Consider the following 9101-nt stretch of genomic DNA (forward strand, 5'->3'; position numbering starts at 1 on the left):
TAAAACTTTTTACTTAGATTAGTGTCTAGCTCCAGCGCCTAGCCCCTCGAGACGCTTGTCTAGCTGCGGCTCCTAACTCCTCGAGACGTTTCGGTCCTGCCAATGAAGTCAAAGAACGACTTCACTGTCAGGCCCTCCAACGCTTGTCGGGGCTGACCAAGGCGCTTGCGCTTTTCTTATAGATGATCTGTTTTCTTCGAGTATTGATTCTTGCCTGCTTTGCGGTTCTTTTCACGGATCATATTTTTTTCATGGCGAAGGGCGTTGTTGTCCTTTGCTTTTTTATCGTTATCAGATGTATGTGGCATTTAAAAAACTCCTTTCTGGTTAGGTACATTTTATTTTCCCTAAAACCTGAAAGGAGTATGTAAATTTATGATGGCAGTTTGTTTAAGAAGAAAATTGCAATAGTCCCTGGCCCTGTATGGGAGCCGACAGCAGCACCGATGGAGGTTATGTAAACATCCTTTGCATGAAGTTCTTCCATTATAATATTCTTCAACTCAGTTGCTGTTTCAATATCATCTGCCTGGCTGATGCCAACAATCTGATTTTTAAATCCGACGCCGCGCTCCTTCATGACTTCCACAATCCTGCGGAGAAGTTTTTTCTTTCCGCGGATTTTCTCAAGCGGAACCAGTTTACCGTCCTCGACATTTAGCAGGGGCTTAATATTCAACAGGCCGCCTACGAATGCCGAAGCTTTTGACACGCGTCCACCCTTAGCAAGATGGTCAAGGTCATCTACAGTGAATAAATGCTCCATATGCTGGCTGTGGAATTGGACAGCTTCAACGATTTCATCTTTTGAAAAATTCTCCTTCGCCATCCGTGCTGCTTCCATAACAATTAACCCTTGTCCTAGTGAAGCACATTTTGTATCGATGATAGACAAGTTGAAGTCAGGGTATTCTTCCTTAACCTGCTCGGCAATCATGACGCTGTCTGATATGTTCCTGACAACTGTGAAGAAAAAGCTATGTATACCCCATCTTGCTTATTCTCGGCCAATTCCGTAAAAACTTCTTTAAAACCAGCAGGAGAGACCTGTGAGGTTTTTGGAAGGTTGCCAGCGCGGATTTGATCGTACACTTCTTTGGGCTGGATTGTTCGTAGGTCCTCATATTCATTGCCATTAATTTGGACCTTCAATGGGAATAGTATTGCGTCGTTTTCTTCATAAAAACTCAATGGCAAATCACATGCACTGTCAGCCATGATTTTTACTGACATAACTTTCACCTGCTTTCAACCTATATATGTAATAGTTTATAGGGAATATGGGAAAAAGACAATTAAATATAGTGACTTTCGGCAAAATAGGGGTACAGGAAGAATAGAAAAGAATAAGGGGGATCTACATGGTCTGGTTGGAGACAAAAAAAATCATCATCGTGGTGATAGGTGCATTCTTGAATGCTTTGTCACTGAACTTCTTTTTAATACCGGCAAATGTCTATGCAAGCGGCTTTACCGGAATCGCACAGCTCGTCTCGAGCATACTTGGTGAATTCGCGCCATTTAATATTTCTACTGGGATTCTGCTACTGCTTTTGAATATTCCAGTGACCATCCTTGGCTGGATGAAAGTTGGGAAATCATTTACACTTTATAGTTTTATCTCCGTTCTGCTTTCATCAATCTTTCTTGAAATCATTCCGGTAAAAGAAGTATCTAGTGATATTCTGCTGAATGCCGTCTTTGGGGGAGTCATTGCCGCGCTAGGTGTTGGACTGACATTGAAATGGGGGGCTTCCACAGGAGGAATGGATATTATTGCAATGGTCCTGTCACGAATGAATGATCGTCCGGTTGGTACATATTTCTTTATCTTGAATGGCATCATTATAATGACAGCTGGCTTTGTATTTGGATGGGAGAACGCTCTTTATACTCTTGTCGCTCTGTATGTGTCTACACGGTTAATTGATGCCATCCATACACGCCATGAGAAACTGACGGCGATGATCGTTACGAAGAAGTCTAATGAATTAAAGAAGGCCATCCATGACAAACTTGTACGCGGCATTACGCTGCTGCCTGCCAAGGGAGCTTTTTCAGGAGAACAGAAAGAAATGCTTATCATTGTAGTTACAAGATATGAATTGTATGATCTGGAACACATTATCAAGGAAGTCGATCCTCACGCGTTCACCAATATTATTGAAACAGCTGGTATCTTCGGTTTTTTCCGAAGGGAGTAAACACTGAAATGGAGGTTTGGTTAATGAGGAAGGTCAGTTTATTGATCATTTTGCTGTTGATGGCGGTGGCACCTGTCCTGGCGATTGGAGAAGAAAAGCAGTCACCCTCAACACTTGAATACAGTTTTACATCGACCCTATTGCTGGTCCTGAAAAAACTGAATTTGAAATTGTACTGCGAAACCAGGGGGATAACGAGCTTTCTTTTGAGTTCCCAACATCCCAGAAATACGAAATTACCGTCCTGGATGCTAATAAGAAAGATGTGTATCAATACTCAGAAGGAAAATCATTTACCCAGGCTTTTGAAACCTTGACATTGAAGCCGCAGGAAAAAATGAAATGGGTGGATAGTTGGGATTACTCGATGGCAGGAAAGAGAGTCCCGGAAGGTGAATACACAGTCACTGCACACTTGAAAGCAACTAACATCAATGGAGAACCTGTCAGGGACAAAAAGCTGCTGACTGATACGAAGACAATGTATATCCCTGGAGAAAACCCTGTTTTTAAAGGAGCAGTTTCAGATGGAATCAAAGGAAATTATAAAATAAAGGGTGAAGCCCGGCCAATCAACGGAAAGTTCTTTTATACTGTTGAGGATGGACATAACCAGTTGATCCCTGAAACAGAAATGAAGACTGGAGGGAAATACCCTCAATGGAAGCCATTTTCGCTCGAAATCTCAATTCCAGAAAGCAAGCTTCCTCAAAATGGATCAGTCATTCTTAATCTATACGAACGCAGCAAGGATGGCGAAATCATCCATACCCATCCAGTGCTGCTTGAAAGATTCAATAATCATAATTAGAAAAGCAAAAGCTGGCGGGATTTCCGCCAGCTTTTGCTTTTACTTGTTTTCAATTGAATTCAGCTCGTCCTGAAATGACCGAAGCTGCTCTTTTTCAGCCATTGTCGTATTGGCATAGGCTGATGACAGAGCATTTTTAGCTGTGTCGATGGCTGCAGACTGTTCCGCAAGCTCCGCAGTCTGAGCTAACTGGACAGCCTTCCTAGCTTCCTGAAAAAGCCTGTTTCCCATTTAAATCCCCCCTAGAGAGGACTCTCTGACATTCGCCATCTTTTGAGCTTCGGCTTCGGCATAAGTGGTGTGGTAAGGGATTCGGTTATCATGCTTGGAGACAGTATCTACCCCTTGCTGTACAAAACGCTTGGATTTATTGCTTTTACCCATCGTTTTACCCCTCCATCTACGAGCGAATTTGAAACGGGCATAACGCCGCCGCTTCGCTTATAGTATGCTCTTTTTACATAAAAACAATCGGTTCTGATGCAAGTTCAATTTGGAAGGTAAATGCAATGATTAACATTAATAGGACAAACGCCGAGTGAATTATCGGAAGAGTGTCCGATATCATCCGTCTAACGGACAAATGCAACGGGAATCAGCAAAAAATATCCGATAGAGCTTCCCTATCGGACATTTACGTTATCTATAGTGCTTTCAAATTAAGCAAGTCGTTCAAATAAACGCCAATGCCGTCTTCTTCGTTTGTCAATGTCATGTCGTTCGCGATGTTTTTCACGTCGTCGACAGCATTGCCCATTGCGATTCCGCGGCCAGCGTATTCGAGCATTTCCAAATCGTTATCTTCATCACCGAAAGCAATGATGCGGTCAGCTGGGATTTGGAAGTAATCTGATGCTTTCTTTAATCCAACTGCTTTGTTCAAGCCGCTTTTAACGATTTCTACGACATGGAAAGGAGCGGCCCAGCTTCTATGGTCAATCACTTCGGCATGTACTTCTGACAGATGGTTACGGATTTTACGGACATCCTCTTCATCAGAGTGGATTAACATACTCGTTGGAGATGCTTTTAAAAATCTTCTCAAATCGCCGGTCGTGATATTCGGATTTCCTATATTAAAAATATCCATCAGTTTTTCATCATGATAATGGACATATACATCGTCGATTACTTCGGCAATGATATTGTGGAATTTAAAATCATCAAGTGCTTCGACAATATCTTTCGCTACATCGATTGAAAGGGGGGAATGGTGTACTCCCCAGCTATTATAAAGCGGGTGATGGATATACGCACCGTTGAAGTTGACGATTGGTGTATCAAGTGCAAGCTCATGGTAGTACATCTCGCTGGAACGGAATGGTCTACCCGTCGCGATCATGACAACATGCCCTGCTTCCCGTGCTTTTTTAATTACGTGTTTGTTCTTTTCTGAAATCGTTTTATCATCTGTAAGTAAAGTTCCGTCAAGATCTAATGCAATTAAATGTTTTTCAGTCATAAATACTCCTTCTTTAACTCTTTTTTTCTTTATAAGTATATTTACTTTATGCACTAAAATGCCCAATGAAGTCAAAGTACGACTTCACTTGGTCGGCCCTCCGAGGCACACGATGTGCTAGACCCGCCATCCACAGGATAAGGAAAGCTTCGAAGCGATTCATCGCACGACCAAAAGCGGTAGCTTTTGGGAGGACGTGGCGTTTTAGGCGGGCAGCGCTTGTCGGGGCTGACCAAGGCGCTTCCGCTTTTCAAAATCGTATGCGTATGATTGGCTCTTTTTTCGTAAGAGTTTTACAATACATATATTGGATGGTTAAATTGGTCTTATAACCACTATGGTAACCATTTTACATATAAATTGTAAAAAAATCATTTTAGATACTTAAAAGTGCGGTAAATTTAATATCCGCTTGCTTCAGGAGGGTTAATCATTGATTTTAGTAGAGAAGAAACGCATTGAACATATTCCCGTTCTCCATATTGTAAAACAAAAGCAATTTTCAGATAGAATGCCTTTGATTGTTTTCCTGCATGGGTTTACGAGCACAAAAGAACGCAACATGCATTATGCTTACCTTTTTGCCGAAAAAGGCTTTAGGGTCATCATGCCAGAGGCGAAATATCACGGAACTCGCAGTGAAGGATTGTCAGAGGCTGAACTTAGCTTCCGCTTTTGGGAAATTGTCATCACCTCGATTGAGGAGCTTTCGACGATCAAACAGGAATTGGTGGAGGAAGGGCTAGTGGATCCAGCGAGAATCGGTGTTGCTGGTACATCGATGGGCGGCATTACGACACTCGGTGCACTGGCCAAGTTCGAGTGGATAAAAGCAGGTGTCAGCCTGATGGGGAATCCTTCATTTGAGGAGTTCGCATTATGGCAGCTGAACGAAATGGAAAAAAGGAATGTACAGATAGGTTTAACCCAAGAACAAATATCAGACTTGTTGAATCAGTTAAAACAGTACGACCTAAGCCTGCAGCCTGAAAAATTGAACAAACGTCCGCTGTTATTCTGGCATGGGAAATTAGATCCCGTCGTACCATATCAATCTGCGTATGATTTTTACGAGCAAAACAGGAAAAACTATGAGGGAATAGACGGGATGTTTGAATTCATTACAGATGACAAAGCCGGACACAATGTGTCAAATGCTGGTGTTGAGGCAACTGCAAATTGGTTTGGTAAGCATATCTGATGCTTTTCCGCTTTTAATGCGTATAAATCATTGTTATGATAGTAATAGGTTACAGCAATAAAAAAGGAGTGTTCACCGATGGATGAAGAATTAAAAGATAGCATTATGGGTGCGCTTGAGATGGTCGTTGACCCTGAACTTGGCGTTGATATCGTTAATTTAGGGCTTGTATATGATGTAGTTTTGAACGAGGAAGGACTTGCGACAGTGACAATGACATTGACGTCTATGGGCTGCCCGCTTGCAGGGACGATTGTTGAGCAGGTTAAATTGGCTCTTGCCGACCTTCCAGAAGTAAAAGATACAGAAGTTAGTATCGTATTCAACCCGCCATGGTCCAAGGACATGATGTCCCGTTACGCGAAAATCGCTTTAGGCGTTAGGGATTAAGTCATTGGAGATTAAGTCATAATCCAGAAGCAGCAGGTAACCATCCTGCTGCTTTTTACTATTGTAAAAGTCACAAAATTGTCATACAAAAAGGCAATTACCGGTCTATTTATGTGAGTTAGTTCACTTAATCATGTTGGAAACACTTATATACTTCTTTTATAGAGAAGTACTTAAGGAGCGCCAATGATGTTTGAAAGAGATTTTAACAAAGACCCATTCATTGTGATTTGGGAACTTACCAGAGCCTGCCAATTAAAATGCCTGCACTGCCGTGCGGAAGCCCAATATAGAAGAGATCCGCGTGAATTGTCCTTTGAAGAAGGTAAAGCGCTAATTGACCAGATATATGAAATGAATAATCCGATGCTTGTCTTCACGGGTGGGGACCCATTGATGAGGGAGGACGTTTTTGATATCGCGGAGTATGCGGTAAAAAAAGGCGTGCGAGTTTCAATGACACCAAGTGCGACACCTAATGTGACGAAGGAAGCGATTGAAAAGGCGAAATCAGTTGGGTTGTCCCGCTGGGCGTTCAGTATTGACGGGCCAACTGCTGAAGTCCATGACCACTTTAGGGGTACTGCAGGTTCTTTTGATTTAACAATGGAGAGAATCAAGTATTTGCATGAGTTAGAAATTCCGATTCAAATCAATACTGTTATTTCAAGATATAATATTGAGTATTTAGATGAAATGGCTAAGATGGTTGAAGATTTGGATTGTGTTCTTTGGAGTGTGTTTTTCCTAGTTCCAACAGGACGCGGACAGGAAAAGGACATGATCTCGCCGGTGGAGCACGAAAAAGTCTTCACTTGGCTATATGATTTGAGCAAAAGGGTTAAGTTCGACATTAAAACAACTGCTGCGCAGCATTATCGACGGGTTGTAATCCAGCAAAAAATGCGTGAAGCAAAGGATCATACAGAAGAAATTGATTACTTGACCGCGCTGACAAAGGAAGGATTGACTGGGTCCATAGACGGTCTTGGCCGGGCTCCTAAAGGTGTCAACGATGGCAATGGCTTTGTGTTCATATCTCACGTTGGGGATGTCTATCCAAGCGGCCTGCTGCCTGTGAAAGCAGGGAACGTAAGGGAACAGCCACTTGCTGAAATTTACAGAGATTCTCCTGTCTTCAAGTCATTGAGGAATCCTGACGAGTATAAGGGAAAATGCGGAGTGTGCGAATTCAGGCATGTATGCGGTGGTTCACGCTCAAGGGCATACGCCATGACCGGGGATTACCTGGAGAGCGAGCCATTCTGCGTGTATATCCCTAAAGCGCTGAGAAAACAAAAACAGGAGAGCTGATAAAGCTCTCTTGGGGTACGATAAAAAAGCGAGTGAAGCCACCAACTAAATGGCATTCATTCGCTTTTTCCGTCGTTTAGGAAATTTAGTTGTGGATAACTGTATGTAGTATTCTTAATCTAGCTCCTGCGCCTAGCCCCTCGAGTCGCTTGTCTAGCTTCGGCTCCTAACTCATCGAGACGCTTCGGTCCTGCCAATGAAGTCAAAGAGCGACTTCACTGTCAGGCCCTCCAGCGCTTGTCGGGGCTGAACGAGGCGCTTGCGCTTTTCTTATTAATCTATTGAACAAAATACCGCAGGGCAGTTTTCACAGCCGATTTCCTGGCGTAAATAATTTACATCATGGACCAGGATTTTTCCTTTTTTAATTGAAATGATTCCTTCTCGTTTCAGGTCATTCAGGATGCGGTTTGTGCTTTCTCGGGAAGTGCCGCAGAAGTTTGCCAGCTCCTGGTTTGTTAACGGCAGGTCAATCAAAATGCCAGTGTCTTTATGGACTCCATAGCTGTTAGTCATTCGGATCAAGGTAGAGAATAAAGCTCCTTTTTTTCCGTTCAGCACCAGGTCCCGGAATTTAGTCTGAGTTTTACGGAAATGATCGCTCATCCACTTCATGAATTCAAACGCAAGTTTCGGATTGTGGAAAATCTCCTTTTCAATCACGTCTTTTCTGATTGCGGCGATTTTCGCATCTTCCAGGATAAGCGCACTCAAGAGGTACTTAGGTGCATCGGTAAAAAGTGTCAATTCTCCGCAAATATCGTTTTCTCCGCAGATTCTTAAGGCAAGCTCTCGGCCATCCTGGGTGACTTTGCTGATTTGGACCTTGCCTCCCATGATCAAATAAAGCTCCTCAGCCTCCATGCCTTCCTGGAACAGGTATGAACCTTTTTTATCTGGATTGTCCGGTCGGCAAACTGGAGTAATTCTTTTATTTCAATTGAATGAGTTACTTTAGTTGTGTTTGGCATGGTCATCACCCTTTTTTTGATTTTAGCTCTCTAAAGTAAGAGCTTTGTACGCGACATAATCTTTATTGACACAATAATAACACCGGGATAGTGTTAACTAAATATTGATTAAGGAAATGTCAAAATCTCGTCACAATCTAAGACGGTTTTGTTCACATTTTAGAAACAAAGTCGGTCTCTGTTCATTATATCCATAAAAGAAGACTGATGTTTTGGATGTTTAGCTGTATCTGTGACAGTTTATTGAACAAAGCAGCAGGTGTGAAGTTCATCATATCTAAGAGTTTTGATTTTTCTTACTATTTATTCAGAGAACTGTACTTCATCAGTATAGCTGATACCTATTATGATTTGTTGATAGGGGCTTGTTTGTTGGTATCGGAGAAGCGATCTTCTCTGTAGGTGTAACAACGCTGCCCAAGTATTATCCTAAAGAACGCCACGGCTTCGTCAACGGTATATATGGCGTAGGTAATCTACCCCGCATCCTGCGATCGGAGAAGCATGGAGAAGAATTTTACAAGGAAATGTGGAAATCTGTAAAAGAGCATGGATTCTGGCAGGGGCAAATTTGGAACAGGAAGAAGAACGGTACCATTTACCCTGAATGGCTCACGATCAGCATTGTTAAAAATGAAGCAGGTGAAATCAAGAACTTTGTCGGCATGTTCAGTGAAATCCCTGTTAATAACAAATAAACTTTTAAAAGCTGCATCAATTGGTTGATGCAGCTTTCTATTTTACTTGA

9 protein-coding genes and 3 pseudogenes are annotated in these 9101 nt (G+C 42.3%); 6 read left to right on the plus strand and 6 right to left on the minus strand.

The window, feature by feature from the left end; translation table 11 throughout:
* Positions 1 to 176: 176 nt before the first annotated feature.
* Positions 177 to 308: a DUF3941 domain-containing protein gene (locus tag JCM21738_RS23605; RefSeq protein ID WP_023615325.1), complete on the minus strand. Its 132-nt coding sequence runs from the start codon at positions 306 to 308 to the stop codon at positions 177 to 179.
* Positions 309 to 373: 65 nt separating this feature from the next.
* Positions 374 to 1233 (minus strand): annotated as a pseudogene (locus JCM21738_RS19490) (DegV family protein).
* A 128-nt stretch (positions 1234 to 1361) separates the two neighbouring features.
* On the opposite strand from JCM21738_RS19490, the gene JCM21738_RS19495 reads away from it, so the two are divergent.
* Both JCM21738_RS19495 and JCM21738_RS26320 read left to right on the plus strand, forming a co-directional pair.
* Positions 1362 to 2204, plus strand: coding sequence for a YitT family protein (locus JCM21738_RS19495; RefSeq protein ID WP_023615323.1), 843 nt, complete (start codon positions 1362 to 1364; stop codon positions 2202 to 2204).
* Between the two features lie 139 nt (positions 2205 to 2343).
* The gene (locus JCM21738_RS26320) at positions 2344 to 3015 is read left to right on the plus strand and encodes a BsuPI-related putative proteinase inhibitor (RefSeq protein WP_256360220.1); all 672 of its coding nucleotides are present in this window, start codon (positions 2344 to 2346) and stop codon (positions 3013 to 3015) included.
* Positions 3016 to 3054: 39 nt separating this feature from the next.
* Here the strand turns inward: JCM21738_RS26320 and JCM21738_RS19505 are convergent, their stop codons facing one another.
* The 3 genes from JCM21738_RS19505 to JCM21738_RS19510 form a co-directional block, all read right to left on the minus strand.
* Complete coding sequence (locus tag JCM21738_RS19505; protein ID WP_023615321.1) at positions 3055 to 3246, minus strand: DUF3813 domain-containing protein; 192 nt, start codon at positions 3244 to 3246, stop codon at positions 3055 to 3057.
* Positions 3247 to 3399 carry a hypothetical protein gene (locus tag JCM21738_RS24850; protein ID WP_023615320.1) on the minus strand — a complete coding sequence of 51 codons (153 nt, stop codon included), beginning with the start codon at positions 3397 to 3399 and terminating at the stop codon, positions 3247 to 3249.
* A 259-nt stretch (positions 3400 to 3658) separates the two neighbouring features.
* A complete protein-coding gene (locus JCM21738_RS19510) occupies positions 3659 to 4477 on the minus strand; it encodes a Cof-type HAD-IIB family hydrolase (RefSeq protein ID WP_023615319.1) in 819 nt (272 codons plus the stop codon).
* A 433-nt stretch (positions 4478 to 4910) separates the two neighbouring features.
* On the opposite strand from JCM21738_RS19510, the gene JCM21738_RS19515 reads away from it, so the two are divergent.
* From JCM21738_RS19515 to JCM21738_RS19525, 3 genes are all read left to right on the plus strand, one after another.
* Entirely contained in the window at positions 4911 to 5678 is a 768-nt protein-coding gene (locus tag JCM21738_RS19515) for a prolyl oligopeptidase family serine peptidase (protein ID WP_023615318.1), read from the plus strand.
* A gap of 78 nt (positions 5679 to 5756) precedes the next feature.
* Positions 5757 to 6068 (plus strand): metal-sulfur cluster assembly factor, encoded by a 312-nt coding sequence (locus JCM21738_RS19520; RefSeq protein WP_023615317.1) that lies wholly within the window; start codon positions 5757 to 5759, stop codon positions 6066 to 6068.
* A 186-nt stretch (positions 6069 to 6254) separates the two neighbouring features.
* Complete coding sequence (locus JCM21738_RS19525) at positions 6255 to 7382, plus strand: TIGR04053 family radical SAM/SPASM domain-containing protein (protein WP_034330958.1); 1128 nt, start codon at positions 6255 to 6257, stop codon at positions 7380 to 7382.
* A 273-nt stretch (positions 7383 to 7655) separates the two neighbouring features.
* Here JCM21738_RS19525 and JCM21738_RS19530 read toward each other — a convergent pair.
* Positions 7656 to 8353: pseudogene (locus tag JCM21738_RS19530) on the minus strand (Crp/Fnr family transcriptional regulator).
* A gap of 315 nt (positions 8354 to 8668) precedes the next feature.
* On the opposite strand from JCM21738_RS19530, the pseudogene JCM21738_RS27560 reads away from it, so the two are divergent.
* Positions 8669 to 8832: pseudogene (locus tag JCM21738_RS27560) on the plus strand (nitrate/nitrite transporter); the annotation flags it as partial.
* Positions 8833 to 9101: the final 269 nt, after the last annotated feature.

Source organism: Mesobacillus boroniphilus JCM 21738 (assembly GCF_000517385.1).
GTDB classification, from domain to species: Bacteria; Bacillota; Bacilli; order Bacillales; family Cytobacillaceae; genus Mesobacillus; species Mesobacillus boroniphilus.